A 22,346-nucleotide genomic window follows, 5' to 3' on the forward strand; every position below is an offset into this window, starting at 1 on the left:
GATGGGACAAACGGTTTTGCAGGTAGGAGATCAGGTGCCTAATTTTAAACTGCAGGCATCTAACGGCAAGGAAGCTGCACTCGTTGATTATGCAGGCAAGAAGCTTGTTATTTATTTTTATCCGAAGGATATGACGCCGGGCTGTACGACCGAATCCTGCGACTTCCGCGACTTCAACGGACAGTTCGCTGAGCATAATACGGCTGTTATCGGCATTAGCCCAGACGATCTGATGTCGCATGAGCAATTCATCGAGAAGCATGAGCTGCCGTTCCTGCTGCTGTCGGATACGGAGCATACCGTGTCGGAGCTGTTCGGTGTATGGAAGCTTCGCAGCTGGGAAGGCAAAGAGTTCATGGGCATTGAGCGCTCGACTTTCCTGCTGGATGAGCAAGGCAAGATCGCCAAGGTATGGCGCAGCGTGAACGTGGAAGGCCACGCAGCCGAAGTGCTCGAGGCGGCTAAGAGCTTGTAACGGATCAAGGAAAGGGCCCGCTAAGCGTATATGAGCGCTTAGCGGGCCCTTTTCTGTTGCCGCAGCTAACGTCCGGCATAAGCGTCGCATGAAGCATTGCGCTATCCACAGCAGTCTCATCCGCTGCGCGGGCGGCGTTGCAGAGCAAATAGGATTAGGAATGCATCCTATTCGTACAAACTAAGGTTACTTGTATGAGATAAGATGCGAAACACAGCTTATGGTTGGTGAGAGCGACGATTATGATGGGTGCGGGCGGCGAAGCAGAGCAAATAGGATTAGGAATGCATCCTATTCGTACAAACTTAGGTTACTGGTATGGGATAAGATGCGAAACACAGCTTATGGTTGGTGAGAGCGACGATTGTGCTGGGCGCGGGCGGCGATGCAGAGCAAATAGGATAAGATAAGATCAAAAAACACCGCTATCCCAAGGACATTCGTCCAAAKGATAGGCGGTGTTCTTCACCTGCATATTCAACTATCAGCTTAGCTGGCTATCGGTTACTTACTTGTCTGTCTTCCAGCTCGGCAACGAGTTCACGTAGCTGTCGGACAGCTTGAGAAGCTCCAGCGCACGCTGGTACTCGTCTTCCGTTGCTTCCTGCTCGTTCACGCCGTCGCCAGCGAGAGGTAGATGTTTGCCGTCGTCATAGCCGCTGCCAGACATAAACAGCTCTTGGCTGCTTAAGAATGAGCCGCTCGGCAAATAATAACGTTGCGGAAGCACATTGTACGTTTGATTGAACAAGTCCTGACCGAAGTGAATTTGGTTGTCGAGCGATACGCCAAGCAAGTTCGCCACGGTTGGCAATACGTCAATCTGACCGCCCAATTGGTCATACACTTTCGCTTCAGGAGCGCTAGGGTTAATGATTACGAGCGGGATGTTAATCATATCGGTATAACCGTATTCACGTCCGTAAATTTCAGCCATAAGCTCTTTGTCATCGCGATCCAGCGAGTAGATCGGAAGGCCGAGATGGTCGCCGTACATGACGATCAAGCTATTATCCCATATGCCGCGATCCTTCAAGTCTTGAATGAAAAGTCCAAGCGCATAATCGGCATAGTTCTGACCGCGAATGTAGTCGCCTACGAACGTGCCTTCATAGCGTTCTGGAAGCTCCATTTGATACTTGTCTTCCGGTATCGAGAACGGGTGATGCGATGTCATCGAGATAACATGCGAGTAGAAAGGCTTGCCGCTTTCGCTCATGCGCTCCAGCTCTGCTGCAGTCTTCGCGTACAGCATTTCATCGGAAGGACCGAAGAATACCGTATCTTCATGTCCAAAAAACTTCTGATCGTAATAACGGTCGAATCCAAGTGCCTTATAAAGCTCGCCGCGATTCCAGAACTCTACGACGTTCGTGTGGAAAGTAGTCGTATCATAGCCGTTTGATTTCAGCAGCTTCGGCAAGCTTGGAAGCTCTTTGTCGGCATACATCTGCGTTGCTGCGCCGCGCGGCGGTATATACAGCGACGAGTTGACGACGAACTCTGCGTCGGATGTGTTACCTTGTCCAACCTGCTGGTAAAAATGTTTGAAATAATAATTCTCATTCACGAGCTTGTTGAAGTTCGGCGTAATTTCTTTTCCGTCGATCGTCAGGTTGACGAGAAAGTTTTGGAAAGATTCCATCTGAACTATTATCAGATTTTTGCCTTCGGCCGATTTATAAAGTATAGGCTCAATTGGCGGTTGAGCGTTTTTAAGCGAATCGATTTTGGGCTGCGTAATTTGATTCGGGTCGACATACTCGAGATCCTTGTTCGAGAAGATCATGTACGCTTCATAGTTGAGAATGCCCATCTGCTCGGCCTTCACGATTTCATTCATGCTGGCACGGTTAGGCAGGATATTGAATAAGCACAAGCCGATCGAAATCGTAAACAAAGCGACAACGAGACGTTTGTTTTCCTTCTTCGAGCTTTCCTTCTTCCAGTTGATCGCTTTTTTGCGGGCGAACAGGAGAACGGCCATAATGATGATGTCGGTGAAAATAAACAAATAATACGGGTCCATCAGCGAGAACACGCTGTTTTTGACGGCGGTAACCTGATTGACCTGGGCCAAAGCAAAGTATGTGACGATGACGCCATAATACTTGTAATACATAAGAACGGCGAATAGTATAAGCGTCATTACTAGATTGGCAATCAAATAATAAACAAGCTTCCGCTTCGATGCGAACCATTCGATCAAGCAGAATACGATGAGAACGAACGGAACTTCCTTGAGTATTGTCGTCCACGATACGCCACCCTCAAAAACAACCATCCAAGTTAAGTAGCTTTTGAGAAGCAGAATAAACGAGAAAAATAGGATGGGACGAGTGCTCAGGATACGTTTCGGTGCTATAGATGACACATAATCGCCTACCTTTCACAGCAAAAACAGGCTATCTCTCGGAGTAGCCAGCAAGCTTCAAGTAATATAAATGTTTACGACTCATTTACAACCATTATGCTCTTTTTCAGCACGCAATGTCAAAGGCAAATGACCCCTCATTGTCCAAGACAAAATTTACTGACATCATTATCATTTTCGGAATTATTGATGTTCTCATTATTTTCATTTAATCCTAACGAATGGAGTGTAACTTTTGGCGGGTTACACTAGTCTATAACTTTGTTATACAATAAGTATTCAGCATATACCATGAATGAATTAGAATTATTAGGAAAAAAATAAATGCAAGAGGTGCAATATGAAAAGACGAAGAAGAATAGGATTCATCTTATTATTATGCCTTCTCATCACAATCGGTTATTCCTTCGTGAAGACAGGAACGCTGGAGACGATGTGGGGCAATATATTCGCTAGCGATGGACAAGCCGAAGCCGATCCCGGAGAAACCGTGGTGCAGCCAAGCGACACGCCTGACGTTCAAGCCCAAGATCCTGTAAGGACGCAGGAAGAAATGGTCGTCGTTGCAGAGCCGGATAGCGTAACGGCACTGGTTAATCCAGTCAATATGCTGCCTGAGGATTACAATCCAACGGACTTGGTATATCCCGATGTGCGATTCGTATTTAATGAAAAAATCGAGAAGCGAAAGATGCGCCAAGAAGCTGCAACCGCCCTTGAACAACTGTTTGCGGCGGCAGACGCGGACGGCATGCCGCTTGCGGGCGTATCTGCTTATCGTTCGCATGCGACGCAAACGTCGCTTTTTGACCGCTATGTGAAGAAAGACGGCCTCGAGAAAGCTAAAACATACAGTGCTGTGCCGGGCACAAGCGAGCATGAGACGGGACTGGCTATCGATGTAACGGCCAGCGATGGCAGCTGCGCGGTAGAAGACTGCTTCGGCGATATGCCGGAGTCGGCATGGCTTGACGAGCATGCGGCGGATTACGGATTCATCGTGCGTTACCCGCAAGGCAAGGATGACATTACGACTTATCAATACGAGCCATGGCATCTGCGTTATGTAGGCAAAGAATTGGCGCAAGAGCTTGTGCAAAGCGGGGATACGCTTGAGGAGCATTACGGCGTTATACCGGTTAGCAAATAGGCGTAATAGCAGCGGCGCAAGGAAGACAGAGCCAATCGGATCCAGAAGGTTAGGACAGCCGATCGCGGGCAGTCGCCTTGCGTCGCTTTCTCATTGTCAATGTAAGACGTCTTCGTACGATTAAATCTTTGGTTCGAACGTTTTGCAGTCGGTTTCTTCGGAATTGCTCGCTTGTTTGCCGCGGTTGCTGACGACATAAATCGATGATGCGGCGCAATGATTACCCGCTGCCCAATACTTGCAGGAGTTGACTTCACATAATACATCCTTAGCCATTGACATTCACCTCCTCACCACTAGGATGGACAAACGATATATCGTTTTATACTTGAGAATAGACAGGAGCGATGGATATGAAGTTATATTTTAATCATGATGCAGGGGTTGACGATCTTGTATCGCTGTTTCTGCTGCTTCAGATGAAAAATGTTGAACTGACGGGTGTTTCCGTTATTCCTGCAGACGGCTACTTGGAACCGGGTGTGAAGGCCAGCCGCAAAATCATCGACCGCTTCGGAAGCGCCGCTGACAGCGATGCTATCGAGGTTGCTCGGTCGAATTCACGCGGCGTTAATCCGTTTCCTGCGGAATGGCGGATGCATACGTTCTATGTAGATGCGCTGCCGATCTTGAACGAATCGGGAACGATGGTGACGGCCGTATCCGATCTGCCTGCCCATAAGCATATGATTCAGAAGCTGCGCGAGTCGGAGGAGAAGGTGACGCTGCTATTCACGGGTCCGCTCACTGATCTGGCCAGAGCGCTGGACGATGCGCCGGACATTGAGGACAAGATTGAGCGTCTCGTATGGATGGGTGGAACATTTAATGAGAAGGGCAATGTGCTGGAGCCGGAGCATGACGGAACGGCTGAGTGGAACGCTTATTGGGATCCGGAGGCGGCAGCCAGGGTCTGGGCAAGCAGTCTTGCCATTACGCTCGTTGCACTCGAAAGTACGATTAAAGTGCCGCTAACGGTAGCGGTGCGCAACCGCTGGGCTTCGCTGCGCAAGCATGAGGGTGTTGATTTCGTTGGGCAATGTTATGCTGTATGTCCGCCGCTTACGTATATGGAGACAAACTCCACGTATTATTTGTGGGATGTGCTGACGACGGCTGCCCTCGGCAACCCGGATCTTGTTAAGGTGAAGACCGTTCATAGCGCGGTTATTGATGAAGGACCTAGCCAAGGCCGTACGATCGAGAAGGAAGGAGGCAGGCCGGTCAGCCTCGTCTACGACGTTGATCCGGACCGCTTCTTCGACTACATTACATCGCTTGCGGCCAGTGCGGTAAGCAACATATAGTTAGAACATGAATAAAACCGCCAAGGCAGGAGAGATGCTCAGCATCTCAATGCATTGGCGGCTTTGTTGTTGTCTCTTTAGTCTACCTCATAAATCGAGCCTGACTTGCTCGCATATAACTCGGCATACACTTTCTCGGCGTATGCGTCCGTCATGCCGGAGATGTAATCCGCCACGAAGCGCGGCCAACTCCATTTGCTGCGGTGATGCTCGAAGTTATCGATCCAATCCGGCGGAATAAGCAGCCGGCCGTACTCGGGCACTTTGAAGCTGTCCCACAGACGGCGGATCATAATTTCGCTGCGCATTTGGAGACGCTGTACACGGAAATCCTTGATAAGCGTTACCCATGCCAGCTTCTTCAATATTTCCATCGTGCGCAGCAGCTCGATGTCCTGCTTGCCGCCGTCCACGAACGTTACTTTCTTCCAGCTTTTGCCTTGATCATCAATAATGCCAACCTTGCCGGCGAAGATGCTTACCCAGCGCGCCTTCATCTCGCGTCTTGCACGCGAAGGCTCACGGTCGCAGCCAACATACAGCGCTTCCCATTGCTCGAAATAAGAGCCAAGCACACGTTTCACCATCGCAGGGATGTCGACCTGGTCCCAGCCGACGCCCATATTGCCTTTGTCGTTCACAATCTCTTGTACGAGATGGTCGATGAGGCGGCTGTCTTCGAAGAAGGCGCGGTTCATCTGAATTTTGCCGGCCCGAATACCGTCCTCGATATCGTGCGTGGAATACGCGATATCATCGCATAGGTCCATCAGTTGCGCTTCGAGTGTGGAGCAGCCTAGGGGCATATTCCATAGGTTTCGCAGCTGTTCGATCTCTGTCCATTCCGTGCCGTATACGCCCTTGAGCCTGCCAGGCTCGTCAAGCCCAAAAGGGTATTTGTTCACGGCCAGCAGTACCGCTGCGGTCAGATCGAGCCCGCTGCCGCTTCCCGCGCGTTTCTCGAGAAACATCAGGATTCGGAAGTTCTGCGCATTGCCCTCGTACTTAATGCCATATTCCTCGCTCAGCAGCGAATTAAGCACCTCTTCGCCCTTGTGACCGAATGGCGGATGCCCAAGGTCATGCGCCAGTGCGGCGATTTCCACAACGGCTGGCTCAAGCATAAGACCAGGATGCTCGCCCAAGGAAAGAAAAGAATATTGCTTGCCAAGCCTTCGTGCCACCTCGCGAGCTATCTGCGACACCTCAAGCGAGTGGGTCAGCCTTGTGCGATAATAGTCGCCCGAACCTGCGCCGAACACCTGCGATTTTCCTTGCAGTCTGCGGAATGCGGGCGATTGTATAATTCGTGAGTAGTCGCGTTCATATTCATCACGCTCTTCGCTGAATGTGCTAAGAGCTTGTTCGTCCAATCGAAGCTTTCGTAAGTCCATCATTGTTCCTCCCGTGCTGCTTCTGTCGCCGCCAGGGCCTTGTCAGCTTTATACGCTTGATATTTATATCATACTTTATCATACTTTCAGACTTGAACATACTTCGGGCATAGAGTATGATCGCATTAACTTTTACTTGTGACTGAGGTGCAACAGATGTATGGCAATTATGCAGAATATCGTATCGATCATATTGGTTCTTAATATTGTTTTGGCTATTACGATTATTTTCTTGGAGCGGCGAAACGCCAGCTCAACTTGGGCTTGGCTTATGGTGCTGTTGTTCATTCCGGTTCTCGGCTTCGTTCTTTATTTGATTTTGGGCCAGAAAATTCGCAAACGCAAGCTGACCAAACTCATGGGCGTTAATCAGCGTATTATTGAAGATACGGTTGATCGGCAGAAGCGCGAGCTGAAGAGCTCAGAATTTACGTTCGCCGACAGCGAGATGCAGCAGTATCAAGATATGATGTACATGAATTTGAATTCGAGTTTCGCGGTCGTTACAAACAATAATGCGGTCGAGATCTTCACGGACGGCAATCGCAAGTTCGACGCTCTGCTGCACGACATCGAAGGGGCGCAGCATCATATCCATCTCGTCTATTATATCGTTCGGGACGATGAGCTGGGACGCAAGCTGGTTAAGGCGCTTGCGGTGAAGGCGGCCGAAGGCGTCGAGGTGAGATTCTTGTACGATCATATCGGAAGCTCCAATCTTCCGCGCCGCTTCTTCTCTGAGCTGCGGGCGGCAGGCGGCAAGGAGGCGGCTTTCTTCCCTTCGCGCATTCCTTATGTGAATATGAAGATCAATTATCGCAATCACCGCAAGCTTGCGATTATCGATGGCGCTATTGGCTATATTGGCGGCTTCAACATCGGAGATGAATACTTGGGTTTGAATGCCCACTTCGGCGAATGGCGCGACACGCATCTAAGAGTCGAGGGCAATGCGGTGCTGCAAATGCAAGCGCAGTTTCTCATGGATTGGAATTTAGCCGCTTCCGGCAAAATCGAGCTGGACAAAAACTACTTTCCGTATAGGGAAGAGCGGGTCGGCCATATCGATATGCAGCTCGTCGCGAGCGGACCGGATACCGAGTACCAACAGATCAAGGACGCTTATATCAAAATGATCTATGCCGCCAAAAAAACGATCTGCCTCCAAACGCCGTATTTTGTCCCCGACGAGAGCTTGATGACGGCGCTTAAGATCGCTGCGCTATCGGGTGTCGAGGTGCGTATTATGCTGCCGCGCAAGCGCGATCACTTCTTCGTCTATTGGGCAACGCATTCGTATTTGGGGGAGCTGCTTGCCGGCGGAGTGAAGGTGTTCATGTATGAGAAGGGGTTCCTTCATGCGAAGACGCTCGTTATCGATGGCAAGATTGCCTCGGTTGGAACGGCGAATCTGGACATCAGGAGCTTCAAGCTTAATTTTGAAATGAATGCGTTTCTATATAATACGCAGACGGCTGCCAAGCTGCAACGCATTTTCGAGCAAGATATCGAATATTGCCAGCAGCTAACCAAGGAGCTGTATATGTCTCGTCCGCTTATGAATAAGTTCAAGGAATCGGTCTCAAGGCTGTTATCGCCTATCTTATAAGGTCCTGCAAACGCATAAAAAGGGATTCTGCTTATCGATGATAACCAGAATCCCTTTACGTGCACTTGCTACTAATATTCAATTTATTTTAACGCTCCAATCCCTTTGCATGTATTCATTATTTTCCGATCAATCCCTTTCGATAAGTACCGGATGACAAGCTCGATATCAACGATGGACGACTCTGCTTCCCCGCATGTCTTGGATTAACACTTCGGATACTCCTTTCTGCTTTTATGGAAGACATGCTTCGCTAACAGCCTTCAATGGACTATCCCCTCTCTTATGGAATTCGCCTCCGTAAGCGGCGAGTTAATCAAGATTCCCAAATGGACAATGGATATGTGATGCTTGCGGCTACCTCCTATCCGTTTGAGATAGGCTAAGTATATTCTATTTTTTTAATTTTGTAAATATTCAGATAATTAATTCGACAATATTTTTTTAACAATCTAAAATGCGCAAACAAAAGTATATTTCCGAGGCAATAAAGGTCATTATAACGGTTATTGTGTCAATATAACGAAAACGCTGAACAAGCGGCTAATCCGGATAACGTTCCATAACCTTCAATTGACCAACTATGTAAATAGATTTATACTTAGTCTAAATCATATTAATGAGAAGGTGATTCATAATGACCAAAATTAATTTAACGATACAGCGCAAAGCAATCTACGAAGTGGTGCAGCATGCTGAGGACCATCCAACAGCGGCCGACGTCATTGAGCGGCTTCGCAGCAAAGGCTTTCACTTCGCATACGGGACGGTATACAATTCGCTTCGGTACTTAACGGATGTCGGACTTATCCGGGAGTTGAAGCTTGGCGAGGCGGTTAGCCGCTACGATGCCCGGACAGAGGAACATCAGCATATTGTTTGTTCGAAATGCGGACGGGTTGATGAAGTGATGGACGAATTGCCGGAAGCATGGATCAAATCGGTACAATCGTCTACAGGGTATGCGATTGCGCACGCTCATGTCGTACTTGAAGGAGTGTGCGGTCAATGCGCGACGAAGTAATCGTTAAAATGGATATGGATGCTGTCGTCGGTGCATCGATGCTCGGGACAGCAGAAGCTGGTCTAGGCGGCGTGCTTTGTTCGCTAACGAAGCGCGTTATGATCATCAGTCCATTGCCTGAGCGGGTCAAAGGACTGCTAATCACTTTATCCGCGGAATGCTTCGATGTGTTCTCGCTTCATGACTTTGATTCGAGCATGCTCCAGAGCTTGAAGCCGGAGCTGCTCGTATATGATGCGATTCCGGTTACGCGGGCCGGGAGCAGCAACACGCTTCAGGACGGCGCTGCATTAATAGAATTTGCCGATCGATCCGGCGTTCCTGTTCTCGTGTTGACGGATCGGCAATCGTCTAATCATAACGGCGAAGCTGCTCTTGGCGGAGCGGAACTGCTCGTATGGCCTGCCAGCCCGGACGAGGCGCTGAACCGAATTAATCAGATGTTAATGAATCGCCCAACTGCAGGCGTGTCCGATGAGACGATCGCGTTCAAGGATATTCGCGTGGACAAGAAGAAGATGACCGTCGTTCAAGGGACCAATCGGATCGACTTGACGAAGACGGAATACGATCTGCTGCTCTTCTTCCTGACGTCGGACGGCTCTGTTCTTACGAGGGAATCGATGCTGGATACGGTATGGGGGCTTCAATTCTATGGAGGCAGCAATGTGGTTGACGTTCATATAAAGAGTCTTCGCAAAAAGCTGAAGGACAGCGCCGTTGCGCCAAAATATATCGTGACGGTGCGCGGTGTCGGTTATCGGTTAGCCGATTAATTGCCTCCGCTTCATTCTTCATCTATTATTCATGAACCGTTCATGTTGATTTCATGACAGGCCACGCGCATAACCTTATCATAAGTATATAAGATTTAGATCAAGTCTAAATATACGAATGATGAGGTGTGCCCTATGAACAATCATTTAACAACGAACCAAGGAACGCCGGTTGGCGATAATCAGAATTCCCGTACAGCGGGACAGCGCGGTCCGGCGCTGCTCGAAGACTACCATCTGCTCGAGAAGCTGGCCCACTTTGACCGTGAGCGTATTCCGGAGCGCGTCGTTCATGCCCGCGGAGCGGGAGCGCATGGCGTATTCCGCACCGAAGCTAGCATGAAAGCTTATACGAGGGCTCACTTCCTGCAAGCGGAGGGAGAAGAAACGCCGGTATTCGTTCGTTTCTCCACCGTTATTAACGGAACGGGCTCACCGGAGACGCTGCGCGATCCTCGCGGCTTCGCCGTCAAGTTTTATACGCAGGAAGGCAATTATGATATTGTCGGCAACCATCTTCCCGTCTTCTTCATCCGCGATGCGATGAAGTTTCCCGATATGGTACATTCGCTGAAGCCTGCTCCGAACACGAATATACAAGATCCGGCTCGCTATTGGGATTTCATGACGCTGTCGCCGGAATCCACGCATATGCTGACATGGTTATTTTCCGATGACGGCACGCCTGCTAATTACCGGGAGATGGATGGATTCGGCGTTCATGCTTTCAAGTGGGTTAATGAGAGCGGCGAGATCGTCTATGTAAAATATACTTGGAAATCGCAGCAAGGTGTTCGCAACTTTACGGCAGAGGAAGCATCTGCCGTGCAAGCCCAGGACTTCAATCATGCTACTCGCGACTTGTACGACTCTATCGAACGGGGCTCCTATCCGGAATGGGTACTCCATGTGCAAATTATGCCTGTCGAGCATGTCGATCGATATGCTTTCGATCCGCTCGACCCGACGAAAGTATGGCCGGAGGATATGTACCCGCTAATTCGCGTTGGCACGATGACGTTGAACCGCAACCCGGTCAACTATTTCGCCGAAGTTGAGGAGTCGGCGTTCTCGCCGAGTGCGCTTGTGCCAGGCATTGAGCCGTCGGAGGACAAGCTGCTTCAAGGCCGCCTATTCTCTTATCCGGATACGCAACGTTATCGTCTTGGAGCGAACTACTTGCACATTCCGATCAACTGTCCGTACGCACCGGTACGCAATCATCAGCGCGATGGCGCAATGACAATGAAGGTCGATCCATCTCCGGTTAATTACGAACCGAACAGCTCGCAGAGCAGTCCGAAGGAGAATGCGGCTTATGCCGATTCAAGGATGCCGCTGCACGGCATGGCAGGACGTCAGCGCATCGACAAAACGGACGACTTCACGCAAGCGGGAGAACGTTACCGTTCGCTGCCGGAGCAGCAACGCAGCAATCTGATTTCGAACTTGACGGATGAGCTTAAGCAGACGAATGACGAGATCAGAATGCGCGCGATCTGCAACTTTTTCCGCGCAGATCATACGCTCGGGATGAAGCTGGCACAAGATCTTGACGTCGATATTAGCGGTTTTATTCCGCGGGGCTAACGCGTGCACGGAAGACAACGAAAAAAACGGGGAGTCGCTTATTCAGAAGCGGCTTCCCGTTTGTGTTTGCATGTGCATAGGCGGGAGGGGTATGATGGAGGAGCGGCTAAGAAAGCGCTGCAATTACCATATCCACATTGCGCATAAAATCAAGCGTTGGAGGTCGGAATCCATTATGCAATACCGTCAATTAGGATCATCAGAGCTTCATGTGAGTGAGATCAGCTTCGGTACTTGGGCGATCGGAGGATCATGGGGCAATACGAGCGACGCAGAATCGCTTGCCGCCCTTGCAGCCGCAATGGATGCGGGCGTCAACTTCTTCGATACGGCAGACGTATACGGCGACGGCCGCAGCGAGCGACTGCTCGCAAGGGCGACGAAGGGCAAAGAAGATTCTATCTACATAGCAACAAAGTTTTGCCGGGCGGGCGACATTCACGATCCGGCTACCTATTCGGAGGCGGCGGTTCGCGCTTATTGCGAGGCGAGCTTGAAGCGGCTGGAGAGGGAACGAATCGACCTGTACCAAATTCATTGCCCGCCGCTTGCCATATTGAAGGACGGCAGCGTGTTCGGAGTGCTCGACAAGCTGAAGGCGGAAGGGAAGATCCGCGAGTACGGCGTTAGCGTCGAGTCGGTCGAAGAGGGCTTATACTGTCTGGAGCAGCCGAATGTAAGAGCGCTGCAAATTATATTTAATATTTTCCGCCAAAAGCCGCTGGAGAGCTTGCTTGATGAAGCCCATCGCAAGGGCGTAGGCATTCTGGTCAGGCTGCCGCTGGCGAGCGGCTTGCTCACGGGCAAGTTCACGAATACGTCGACGTTCGAGGCGGACGACCATCGCCGCTTCAACGAGAACGGCGAGCAATTCAATGTCGGCGAGACGTTCGCCGGTCTTGGCTTCTCCAAGGGGGTCGAGCTTGCCGAGCATCTCCGCTGGATAGCCGAAGGCCGTGACAATATGACGCGGGCATCGCTGCGCTGGCTGCTTGATCATGTTGCAGTCACTTGCGTCATACCGGGTTTCCGCAACGTTCGTCAGGTAGAGGACAACCTTGCAGCTATGAACGTACCGTCGTTCTCCGATGAGGAGATGGAGAGACTGCGCGTCTTCTACCAGGAGCAGGTTCATCCGCATATTCGCGGTTCATACTAAATAACGAGCAGGTGTCCGCGATTTGCGGCGCCTGCTTGTTTGGTTATGTTCAACATTCTGATGTGGTGAGAAAAACTCCTATCGGAGTATGTCGAGGATGAGCGTCCTACAAGTTTGCGTAGCAAACTCGCTTCGGAAGCAAAGAAGTTTTTATCGCCAATCTGAATGATCTACTTTACGCTTTATCGCTGTAAAGTACTTAAACATTCTGATGTGGTAAAATACAATTACTAAATCTATTATTTACCCGCCTCTTGATAGGGCGGCGGAATCGGAGGTTAAGCAAGTTGTTTTGGTCTACTCCTATCGTTCAGCTCTTATCTGTATGCGTATCCGTTATTGCCGGTGTAACGCTTATTATATTGCGCATGAGGGCTGGCAAGAAACCTACTACGCTGAAGAAGATTATCATACCGCCGCTAGGCATGGCGACAGGCTTCATCATGTTCGTTGCCCCGATCACCCACATCCCGTGGTTGTGGGGAGTGTCCGCCTTCGGTACGGGACTGCTGCTGTTCGCATTCCCGCTTATCGTAACGACGAGGCTTGAGCGCGTGCAATCGGACATTTACGTGAGGCGTTCCAAGGCGTTTATCGTCATTATTATTGTATTGTTCGCCATCCGTTTGGTTATGCATCAGGCTGTAGAGGAATTTATGTCGATTCCGCAGACCGGCGCTATTTTTTATTTATTGGCGTTCGGTATGATCGTGCCTTGGCGGCTCGCTATGGTGAGCGAATATTTGCGTCTGCAGCGGGCGTGAAGCAGTCATCTTCCATATTCAAACAGGAAATTCATTCCTCCGTGTAGAATGTTAGCATGCAACMGACTAGATTTATTGACGTATTGGTAACTTAAGATTCGCAAGGAGGAAGGAAGAGAGCTATGGATGCAAAATGGACCGAGCGGGTTAAACAGACTCACAACAAATTAAGAAAGCGGACACTGTCCGCAATCTTCCAAGAATTTGATAGCAAGATCATGATGCTGGAGAGTGACAAACGAGCTGAGAAATACCGCAAAATGTCGGCGACGCCATTCTCTTTTTTTCGCGGGAGCGCGTACTTATTTTATTTTGACATAAGCCGTGAATGGTTTTCCTATCATACTTCGCCTGCGCGTCCGACGTKGATTCAAGGCGATCTGCATTTCGAGAACTTCGGTGCGTTCCGCAATGAGAAGGGCGCGCTTGTGTACGATGTGAACGACTTCGACGAAGGTTATCTCGGCTCGTATCTTTACGATCTGCTGCGGATGTCGGTAAGCATCGCTCTTGTAGGCCGGCTTAAGGGACAGCCGATCGACAGCCAGTTGACGGCGATTGAGACGTATTTGCAAGGGTATTCCAAGCAGATGCGCAGGTTCGCGAAAGGCAAGGATGATCCGGGCTCGTACCAGATCGATCTAGAGCATGCTGAAGGGCCGGTGAAGAAGCTGCTGAAGAAGCTGCAGAAACGCCAAGACCAGCATTTCTTGGAAAAAGTAACGGCGCTTGTGCAAGAGCATCGGCAATTCGCGTACAACGAGGAAATTTTGCCGCCTACGGACGAGGAGAAGGAAGCGCTGCTGGCGGCATGGCCGGAATATCTTGCTACAGTAGCGGCCGATGACGCGGAGGAGCTGCGACATTTTCATATCAAGGATATTGCGGTGAAGCATGGCTCGGGTACGGCATCGATCGGACTCGACCGTTATTATGTGCTGATCGAGGCAGGCAATGATGAGCTTGGCAATGACGACATCGTGCTTGAGGTGAAGGAGGTGCGCGTGCCCGTGCCGGCGTACTTCATGCCTTATGACGAGACGTTCTGGTCGGAGTTCGAGCACCAAGGCAAACGCGTGACGATGACGCAGAAGGCGATGCATCATGCGGCAGATCCATATCTCGGTTACTTGACGATCGGCGAGCGGAACTTCTACGTTCGAGAGCGCTCGCCTTATAAGAAACGGCTGAAGCTCGAGTCGTTGGAGACGTCAGGAGATATGCTGTCGGTTACGGAAACGATGGGCCGCTTAACGGCGAAAATGCATGCGCGCGCGGATGCAGATGTGGAAGGCGGCGTTCTCTCTTATCATAGCGAGCAGGAAATTGTAAAAGCGATGGGTCCGGACGAGGATACGTTCTGTCTGTCGATCGCACAATGGGCGATTTCTTATGCGAATCAAGTGGAGCAGGACTATGCGTTGTTCGTCGAGTGGTCGGACGGCCGCAAATAGGCAAGTAATCGAAAGGGGCTGTCCCAAAAAGCTTAGATGCTTTTTTGGGGACAGCCCCTTATTGCACGCTTGATCGGCCGAGTTTCCTCTGTAAGAGCGTATTTGCTCTTACACGAAGCGGACCAAGGTTACTCTGGCGAGGTAAGGTCATATACGCGCTTACAGCCCGCTGCGAGCAGAACACTCCAGTTGGATTTTGTCTATAAGGCGAGCGTGCTGACTGTAAAGGTTTTTGGGACTAATAGAGGTTCGGTTTGACATGGATCATTCGGAGTGTTATGCTAAACAAGCCAAATAAATTGTATACAATTAAATTGTCATCTATCAAATAATCTATGCGGGAGGACTTCACAATGAGCGTATATTCTTATGAGCTGGAAACAATTAAAGGTGAACAAGTAACGATGGACAACTATAAAGGCAAGGTGTTGATCGTTGTCAACACGGCGAGCAAATGCGGATTTACGCCGCAGTATACCGATCTTCAGAAGCTGTACGAACAATATAAGGATCAGGGACTTGAGATTCTAGGCTTCCCAAGCAATCAGTTCGGGGAGCAAGAGCCGGGTGCTAATTCCGATGTACAAAGCTTCTGCCAAATCAATTACGGCGTAACGTTCCCGTTGTTCGCGAAGACGGATGTGCGTGACGAGACGGCGCATCCGCTCTTTGCCCATCTGACCGAGCAAGCGCCTTTTGCAGGCTTCAATACGGACGAGCCGAGCGGTAAAATGCTGAACGCGTTCTTGTCGGAGAAGCTGCCGCATTACCTTGAGGGCAACTCGATAAAATGGAACTTTACGAAGTTTCTCATCGACCGCGAGGGCAATGTCGTGAAGCGCTTCGAATCGACGGACGAGCCATTGGACATGAAGTCCGACATTGAGAAGCTGCTGTAAAAGGAATTGAAAAAGCCTGTAAGCGCAGAGCTTACGGCTTTCTTAGAAACCGTGCAAAGGTCGTTGTTGACCTAGGCACGGTTTTTTGTTGTTCTGAACTTTTCGTAAAATGGCCTTGCTAGTTACGGACCATGGAGAAGCTAATTGTGAGGTATGGGTGGTTTCTGGGGTATTGAGGACTCTAGCGACTCTATCTGCACCAAACGGCGCTAATTAGCCAGTAAAATGAGCAATTAGCGTCTCCTCAGTCCGTAATGATCACAGAAGCGGGGATATCGGGGGCTAAGTGTCGCTCGTGTCCGTTACGGCCAGCAGGCTCTGACGTAGCCACCATATTACGTTTCGATCCAGCTTACGGCGACGCCTGTGCCGATGATGCCGAGCAAGCTAAGACTGCCCCTAACGTTAACGGTAAGGGATGTACCCGAAGGTAGGTTGAAGCGGTTCGGCAGGGCGAGGCCGAATGGCCCCGGATATACGGGATAGGACAGCAGCAAAGTGCCGCCTGTTATGCCGCTCGTTGAGGTGGTGGCTGTTGCAACGCTTGTCGTCGAGTTAGTCAAAAACAGATTGGCAGGAGTTGCTGCGGATGGAGTCGTAAGCGTACCGCCGCTGTAAGCAGTCATTTGGCCGTTGAAGCTGGAGAGCAGGCTCAGAGACACGTCGATGTATCCTCCTATGCTCTCTATGATGACTGTACTGCCGCTGGCAGACGGATTATTGATCCCAAGCGACACATCTACTGTTCCGCCTAATATGCCAAGCGACCCGCTGTTCGATCCTTGTACGTTAAAATGTTTAGCAGTTGCCGTGGCGCCAGTCCGAGGGGGCGCGGTTGTGCACGGCTGTCCATAGGAATCGACTAATTGGCCATGGAGTTCGTCGTCATAGCGATTAAGAGGATTGTTGTTCGGCATCTAATGTTCCCACCATGAAATATTCGAGCCTGCGCTAATCGCACCTGGTCCAACGGACATTGTAATGGAGCGATTGGGCGGAACGATGATGCCGCCCGTGAATTCAATCGTGAACATTCCCGCTGATTCGAATGGGGAAATAACGAGAGAGACAAATATAGGTACTTCCATCTTGTTGTAAACGCCGTTTCGGGTTAGTAGCAGGTGGCATACAGTATCGAAACATGGACAACGAGGGGGAGAGGAGGCGACGGTGGCTAAATCAAAACGGTGTGAAGGAGTGGATTCCAAAAAATCCCGCAGCACACATAACGCGACAGGAGCGTGCGGAAGAATGCAGAAGCGAGCAGGCCGCAAGAGGCGTTGTCCAGCGCCTGCTGGCGGAAAGTTCTGTCAGGTCGTATATCGCAATGTCGAGACGACGAATGAGTTCACGGCGCTTCCTAGTCAGGAGATGAGCAACAGAAGCCTGTTTTCATATGCGATCGTCAACCGAGGCAGCAAGGGGGCGGTCGTACAGCTGGAGATTGGGCCGAATGACAGTGATTATCTCGTCGATATGGAAAGTGAAATTAACGGAGGTTCGATGGATATTATCGTCCCGTCTAAATTCATGCGTTTCGTAAGAGTATCGGTGAGATCGCTCGATCCGGGATTGCCTACGAAGCTGACAGTCTATTATCAAGCGCAATAGCATGGGGCCGTCATCTCCCTCGTTGTCGGTCAAACTATAAGTCTCATGGTGTGGAAAGGGTGATAGTTAATGCCAAACTTCTCGTCGTTTAACCCGAATCCGGACAATTTACGGACGCTCATATTCGGGAAGGACAATGCATCAACTGCAAGAGCGCTGTCCACGGATACAGATGGACATATCCTCAACATCATGCTGGACGGAACAATCAGCAACTTGATGGGGGTAACGATTACAGCCGGTACGATCAACTCCGTAATGGGCGCGACGATCACGGCGGGAACGTTGGACGCGGTGCTCGGCGCAACGATCACGGCGGGAACGCTGGACGCGGTGCTTGGCACAACAATTACAGCGGGAACGCTGGATGCTGTGCTTGGGACAACAATTACAGCGGGAACGCTGGATGCTGTGCTTGGGACAACAATTACAGCGGGAACGCTGAACGCGGTGCTTGGCACGACAATTACAGCGGGTACATTGGGTGCAGTGATGGGTACGACGATCACGACGGGATCGCTTAGCAGCGTCACTTCGATCTCACAGAAGAGCTTCCAAGAGACAGCCTACCTCGATCAGGTGACAGGCGATGCCTACACGGCTCTGCCAGCGGTTACGACGAGCGTATTCGGCAACTATTCTTTCTTCGTCTACAACAAAGGTCCGGGTACGAACAAAGTGGATGCGCGCGTTGAGATTAGCGCCAACGGTACGAATTGGTATGTGGATGTCGATACGGTTACGGGAATTGCGGTTGGATCGGTCGATGTATTGGTGCCGCAACGGTTTCTTAAATTTACGAGGCTTGCGCTTCGTTCCAGCACAGCGGCGAGTCCGACGACGGTGGATTCTTATTTTAACGGACAAGGCACTTAACTAGAATACAAAAAAGAAACAGGAGGGTGGCTCATGCTGCTCGGAGTACACATGATTGCCCGGAACGAGGCGGATGTGTTGAGGCGCTGCCTGCTTAGCGTGAAGAGCTTCGCGGACGAGATCGTTGTGGCCGATACGGGTTCGACAGACGATACGGCCGAGATTGCGAAGCAATGTGGGGCAAGGGTGCTGAGTGTCGAATGGCAGGATGATTTTGCAAAGGCGCGGAATGAGCTGCTGAAGCATGCAAGAACGGTATGGGTTCTTGTGCTGGATGCCGATGAATGGGCGATAGCAAATGAGAAGTCCGGCAAGATGCTCCGCGAAGAGCTGAAGCGGACGACGGAAGCTGCCCTTCGGCTGCCGATGCAGCATGAGTTGACCGCAGGCGATGCTGTTGTTCCGAAGCTGACGAGCGATGCGGTCAGATTGTTCCGCGCGGATTACGGCTTCGTCTATTACGGCGAAATCCATGAACAGCTCGTCCGGATTGGCACAGGCGCGAGTGAAGGCCGCATGTACGATGTAGACGGGCCGCTAAGCACTAGCGGTATCGTCATCGGCCATGACGGTTACGTGCCGGACACCATGACGCGCAAGTCGAAGGCAAAACGTAATTTACGGATCATTAAGGGTCAGCTGGCTAGGCGCCCGAATGATCCTTTTTGTCTATATAACCTTGGCGTGACACAGTGTCAATTGGGCCAGGCAGAGGCGGCCAGTCGAACGTTCCTTCAGTCGCTTGATGCGGTGGAGCATGATGCGCCCTATCGGCCGACTCTTGTACGCGATTACGCGAAGACGCTTATAACATTGAACCGCATGGAAGCGGCGGAGGAGCTTTTGCAAAAGGAAACGGGGATATATAGCGATTATACCGATCTTTATTGGCTGCATGGAGTGGCGCTGCAAGCTCTCCAGCTGTTGCCCGAAGCGAAGGCAGCCTACGAAACAGCTATCGAGCTCGAGAAGGGCATACACAAAAGCGGCGCTGTGCCTGTCAGCTATATATCCGAGGCTGGAGCAAGCAGCTATCGCGCAAAGTGCGGTCTTGGCGATGTACTCGTTAAGCTTGGCCAATCGGAAAAAGCGCTGCATATGTATGAGGAAGCCTTGGACGATCGGCCGGACTGGCAGCCAGCGCTTAACGGTCTTGCTTATGCGATGCTTCTGCGCGGAGCGGGAGATACCCATATTCGCGACCAACTAGCGGTGTATACAGGGGAAGAGAGCGATAACGGCTTGAGGCAGCTTGCAAGAGCCATGTGCGAGATCGGCGCTTATCGGATCGCGATGCCCATCTGGAGAGAGCAATCGATTCAAGGGCGCAAAGGAAAAGGGCTATCGACTGATACACGCCTAATAGCCGATGCACTGATCGGGACAGGGCAATATGCGGAAGCAGCCAAGCTGCTTATGATGCACGTACAGCTTCTGGGCGGCGACGAGGCAGCGGCGCTGGATGCGGCTTTGTGCTGGTGGAACGAGGGGTTGCCGTTGCCTCCTATTACTTTGGCGCGTATTGTTCAAGCTGCGGGAACGCAATGTACGCTCGCGCGTTTCAAGCAGATCGAGGTTGTAATGCTTGGCGCTCCTATTCGCGATGAATTTTGGCAAAGCTGGCTGAGCGGATCAAAGGATAGCGTCTGCGAGGCGCAATTGGTAAGACGGGCGGTAACACATGGCATGCTGCGGCTGGCAGCCCGTTTGACGGCTGCGATGGAGAAGCTGGACATCATGTTCGAACAGGCGCTTTATGACGAGGGATATAACGAGGCGGCGGCCGAGCTGATGCTGAGACGTTTTGCAGTCAAGGGGGAGCTTGCCCGCGGCCATTGGCTCAGATTAGGCGAGCTGCTGTACAACAACTATTTGTTTAGCGAGGCGCTCGCCATGTTCGAGGGAGGCATTGCCGCCAAAGAGGAGCAAACGCCGGCTGTGACTGCTCATGCTGCAGGTTCTAAGGTGGAAACGAAGCTGCGTATGGGTGCGGCGTCTTCGAGCTTGCAACTGGCGCTTGCGGCTGTGCGGTTGTCGGGTGATCCACTAGTAAGCAGCCGGGGCTGGGACGGAAGCAGGTATGAGGATGACGGGGCGCGGCTGACAGATGCGATCGCCAGATTGGAAGCGCTCGGTTGGCGGACGACTTGGAATGGAAGGCAAAGGAGGCGCGCGAATGGCGAAGCACCGGAAGCACATTTCCTTATGTATGATCGTTAGAAACGAAGAGCGTATGCTTCCATCATGCTTGCAGAGCGTATGGGGAATTGTGAACGAGATCATTGTGGTGGACACGGGTTCGACGGACCGAACGGTAGAGATAGCGGAATCGTTCGGCGCGATCGTCATACATGAGCAATGGGACAATGACTTCGCGAAAGCGCGCAATGCAGGCTTGGAGATCGCAACAGGCGAGTGGATCTTGTTCTTGGACGCAGATGAGCGCCTTGGAACGGGAGCGGGCGAGGAGCTGCTGAAGTATATGGATGAGCCTCGTGCCTGCGGTCTCTTTTTGCAAATATGGAATAAGGCTGATCGAAACGGGAATGAAAACGAGGACGAGATGGAGGGATCTGCCGGGGGGAGCGTACATCCTGTCCTTCGCATGTTCAAGAGTGATCCCGATATCCGGTTCGAGKGGCGGATTCATGAGCAGATAGCAGCTTCGATTCTGCGCCGCTGGCCGGATTCGGCTTTCTATATGACCGAAGTCAAAGTGTATCATTATGGATACCGGCAAGAGGTGATCGCCGAGAAGAATAAACAGCATCGCAATATGCGGCTGCTGGAGCTGGCCGTAGCGGAAGAGCCGGACAATTATTTTCACCGCTACAATATCGGGGTCGAGTATTTGCGTGCAGGCATGCCGGCCAAGGCTTTGGAGTCGTTTCGCGCAGCGCGGCAGCAGTCGGATTTCGAGAAGCTAAGTTATATGCATTTGGCCGTGAAATATGAGGTGCGCTCTTTGTTGGCGCTTCACCAGTATGCGGAGGCTGCGGAAGTTGCCGCCCAAGGCTCAAGGCTGGCTGAGGATTATCCGGATTTGTATCATTATAGGGCGATCGCGCTGGCAGGCTTAGGGAGATTGCGTGAAGCTGTTCAAGCGGCGGAGCAAGCGCTCCGTATCGGTGCTTCGCCAAGCCGCTACCATACGGAGGAGGGACTAGGGACGTACCGTACGGCTTATCTGCTTGGCCGGATGAAGGAGGAACAATTGGATCGGGCCGGCGTATTGGAAGCTTACGTGTCGGCTTTGCGATTCAAGCCGCAGCTGCTCTCGCCCTTGTACCGGCTGTGCAGTTATATACGGATTACGGGTGAGGAGCATCGTCTCTCCTCCTTGCTCGCTTCAAGAGTCATATGCAGCAGCGCGGCTGCCGTTATTAAACTCGCGGAAGTTATGCTGGAGAGCGGCTGCGACCAAGCGGCGCAGGAATGGGTAGGCTGGCATATCGGTCGGCTTGACGGGGCTCATCGTCAGCTGCTGGAACGCTGGCTGCGGGAGCTCGAAGACGATTGGAACAATCTTGAATCTGACGCAAATGCCGATAAGGATGGAACTGAAGCTGAGAAGCCAAACGAGTCGGTGAGCGCAAGTGCGGGATTGACGCGAGAATATATGTACGAGATGTGCGATAGAGCGGACGCGCACTTAGAGCTTCTGCAGCAGCATGGGTTGGATGGGCGTCGCGGAGGGGATAACATTGCTGAGGCTTCTTCCTATTCGTATAGCAAAGCCATTCGCTTGGCGCGATTATCGATACCGATCTATGAAGGCTGGAACTGATGCATCAGGCCGGTTCTACAAAATTTAGTACTGCCGAATCCCTCTTTCAACCGCTAGGATGGAAGTAATCCGCAGCCGCAGAGCGAGCAAAGAGGGA

20 protein-coding genes are annotated in these 22,346 nt (G+C 51.2%); 15 read left to right on the forward strand and 5 right to left on the reverse strand.

Annotated elements, in window-relative coordinates:
• Window position 1: 1 nt before the first annotated feature.
• Window positions 2–475, forward strand: a complete 474-nt coding sequence (bcp, locus tag AC1DF0_RS05910; protein WP_477573352.1) for a thioredoxin-dependent thiol peroxidase — start codon at window positions 2–4, stop codon at window positions 473–475.
• A 508-nt stretch (window positions 476–983) separates the two neighbouring features.
• Here bcp and AC1DF0_RS05915 read toward each other — a convergent pair.
• Window positions 984–2,849, reverse strand: a complete 1,866-nt coding sequence (locus AC1DF0_RS05915) for an LTA synthase family protein (RefSeq protein ID WP_477573353.1) — start codon at window positions 2,847–2,849, stop codon at window positions 984–986.
• Window positions 2,850–3,189: 340 nt separating this feature from the next.
• Between AC1DF0_RS05915 and AC1DF0_RS05920 the strand changes: the two genes are divergently transcribed.
• The gene (locus tag AC1DF0_RS05920) at window positions 3,190–3,999 is read left to right on the forward strand and encodes a M15 family metallopeptidase (protein ID WP_442050104.1); all 810 of its coding nucleotides are present in this window, start codon (window positions 3,190–3,192) and stop codon (window positions 3,997–3,999) included.
• A 120-nt stretch (window positions 4,000–4,119) separates the two neighbouring features.
• Here AC1DF0_RS05920 and AC1DF0_RS05925 read toward each other — a convergent pair whose 3' ends face one another.
• Window positions 4,120–4,275 carry a DUF1540 domain-containing protein gene (locus AC1DF0_RS05925; protein ID WP_169084362.1) on the reverse strand — a complete coding sequence of 52 codons (156 nt, stop codon included), beginning with the start codon at window positions 4,273–4,275 and terminating at the stop codon, window positions 4,120–4,122.
• Between the two features lie 71 nt (window positions 4,276–4,346).
• Between AC1DF0_RS05925 and AC1DF0_RS05930 the strand changes: the two genes are divergently transcribed.
• Window positions 4,347–5,306 carry a nucleoside hydrolase gene (locus AC1DF0_RS05930; RefSeq protein WP_442050103.1) on the forward strand — a complete coding sequence of 320 codons (960 nt, stop codon included), beginning with the start codon at window positions 4,347–4,349 and terminating at the stop codon, window positions 5,304–5,306.
• A gap of 77 nt (window positions 5,307–5,383) precedes the next feature.
• Here AC1DF0_RS05930 and AC1DF0_RS05935 read toward each other — a convergent pair whose 3' ends face one another.
• Window positions 5,384–6,700 carry a deoxyguanosinetriphosphate triphosphohydrolase family protein gene (locus AC1DF0_RS05935; protein WP_442050162.1) on the reverse strand — a complete coding sequence of 439 codons (1,317 nt, stop codon included), beginning with the start codon at window positions 6,698–6,700 and terminating at the stop codon, window positions 5,384–5,386.
• Between the two features lie 160 nt (window positions 6,701–6,860).
• On the opposite strand from AC1DF0_RS05935, the gene cls reads away from it, so the two are divergent.
• From cls to AC1DF0_RS05975, 8 genes are all read left to right on the forward strand, one after another.
• Window positions 6,861–8,309: a cardiolipin synthase gene (gene cls, locus AC1DF0_RS05940; RefSeq protein WP_477573354.1), complete on the forward strand. Its 1,449-nt coding sequence runs from the start codon at window positions 6,861–6,863 to the stop codon at window positions 8,307–8,309.
• Window positions 8,310–8,946: 637 nt separating this feature from the next.
• Window positions 8,947–9,333: a Fur family transcriptional regulator gene (locus tag AC1DF0_RS05945; protein ID WP_477573355.1), complete on the forward strand. Its 387-nt coding sequence runs from the start codon at window positions 8,947–8,949 to the stop codon at window positions 9,331–9,333.
• Window positions 9,318–10,109, forward strand: coding sequence for a response regulator transcription factor (locus AC1DF0_RS05950; protein WP_477573356.1), 792 nt, complete (start codon window positions 9,318–9,320; stop codon window positions 10,107–10,109). The genes AC1DF0_RS05945 and AC1DF0_RS05950 overlap by 16 nt, the downstream gene beginning before the upstream one ends.
• Before the next feature lie 135 nt (window positions 10,110–10,244).
• Window positions 10,245–11,699, forward strand: a complete 1,455-nt coding sequence (locus AC1DF0_RS05955; RefSeq protein WP_477573357.1) for a catalase — start codon at window positions 10,245–10,247, stop codon at window positions 11,697–11,699.
• Between the two features lie 175 nt (window positions 11,700–11,874).
• A complete protein-coding gene (locus AC1DF0_RS05960) occupies window positions 11,875–12,858 on the forward strand; it encodes an aldo/keto reductase (RefSeq protein ID WP_477573358.1) in 984 nt (327 codons plus the stop codon).
• Window positions 12,859–13,145: 287 nt separating this feature from the next.
• On the forward strand, window positions 13,146–13,622 hold the full coding sequence (locus tag AC1DF0_RS05965) for a CcdC family protein (RefSeq protein WP_442050098.1): 477 nt from the start codon (window positions 13,146–13,148) through the stop codon (window positions 13,620–13,622).
• A gap of 122 nt (window positions 13,623–13,744) precedes the next feature.
• Window positions 13,745–15,076, forward strand: coding sequence for a DUF2252 domain-containing protein (locus AC1DF0_RS05970; RefSeq protein WP_477573359.1), 1,332 nt, complete (start codon window positions 13,745–13,747; stop codon window positions 15,074–15,076).
• Between the two features lie 353 nt (window positions 15,077–15,429).
• Window positions 15,430–15,975, forward strand: coding sequence for a glutathione peroxidase (locus tag AC1DF0_RS05975; protein ID WP_442050096.1), 546 nt, complete (start codon window positions 15,430–15,432; stop codon window positions 15,973–15,975).
• 335 nt (window positions 15,976–16,310) lie between these two features.
• On the opposite strand, the gene AC1DF0_RS05980 is transcribed toward AC1DF0_RS05975, so the two are convergent.
• Both AC1DF0_RS05980 and AC1DF0_RS05985 read right to left on the reverse strand, forming a co-directional pair.
• Complete coding sequence (locus AC1DF0_RS05980; RefSeq protein WP_477573360.1) at window positions 16,311–16,892, reverse strand: hypothetical protein; 582 nt, start codon at window positions 16,890–16,892, stop codon at window positions 16,311–16,313.
• Window positions 16,893–17,063 (reverse strand): hypothetical protein, encoded by a 171-nt coding sequence (locus AC1DF0_RS05985; RefSeq protein WP_477573361.1) that lies wholly within the window; start codon window positions 17,061–17,063, stop codon window positions 16,893–16,895.
• A 163-nt stretch (window positions 17,064–17,226) separates the two neighbouring features.
• Here AC1DF0_RS05985 and AC1DF0_RS05990 point away from each other — a divergent pair, with 163 nt between their 5' ends.
• The 4 genes from AC1DF0_RS05990 (at window position 17,227) to AC1DF0_RS06005 (ending at window position 22,249) form a co-directional block, all read left to right on the forward strand.
• Window positions 17,227–17,586, forward strand: a complete 360-nt coding sequence (locus AC1DF0_RS05990; RefSeq protein ID WP_442050093.1) for a DUF6385 domain-containing protein — start codon at window positions 17,227–17,229, stop codon at window positions 17,584–17,586.
• Between the two features lie 69 nt (window positions 17,587–17,655).
• Window positions 17,656–18,462, forward strand: coding sequence for a DUF6385 domain-containing protein (locus AC1DF0_RS05995; RefSeq protein WP_477573362.1), 807 nt, complete (start codon window positions 17,656–17,658; stop codon window positions 18,460–18,462).
• Window positions 18,463–18,495: 33 nt separating this feature from the next.
• Entirely contained in the window at window positions 18,496–20,682 is a 2,187-nt protein-coding gene (locus AC1DF0_RS06000; RefSeq protein ID WP_477573363.1) for a tetratricopeptide repeat-containing glycosyltransferase family 2 protein, read from the forward strand.
• Complete coding sequence (locus AC1DF0_RS06005; RefSeq protein ID WP_477573364.1) at window positions 20,639–22,249, forward strand: glycosyltransferase family 2 protein; 1,611 nt, start codon at window positions 20,639–20,641, stop codon at window positions 22,247–22,249. The genes AC1DF0_RS06000 and AC1DF0_RS06005 overlap by 44 nt, the downstream gene beginning before the upstream one ends.
• The last annotated feature ends 97 nt before the right edge of the window (window positions 22,250–22,346 follow it).

It is taken from the genome of Paenibacillus sp. 05T425, assembly GCF_056396205.1.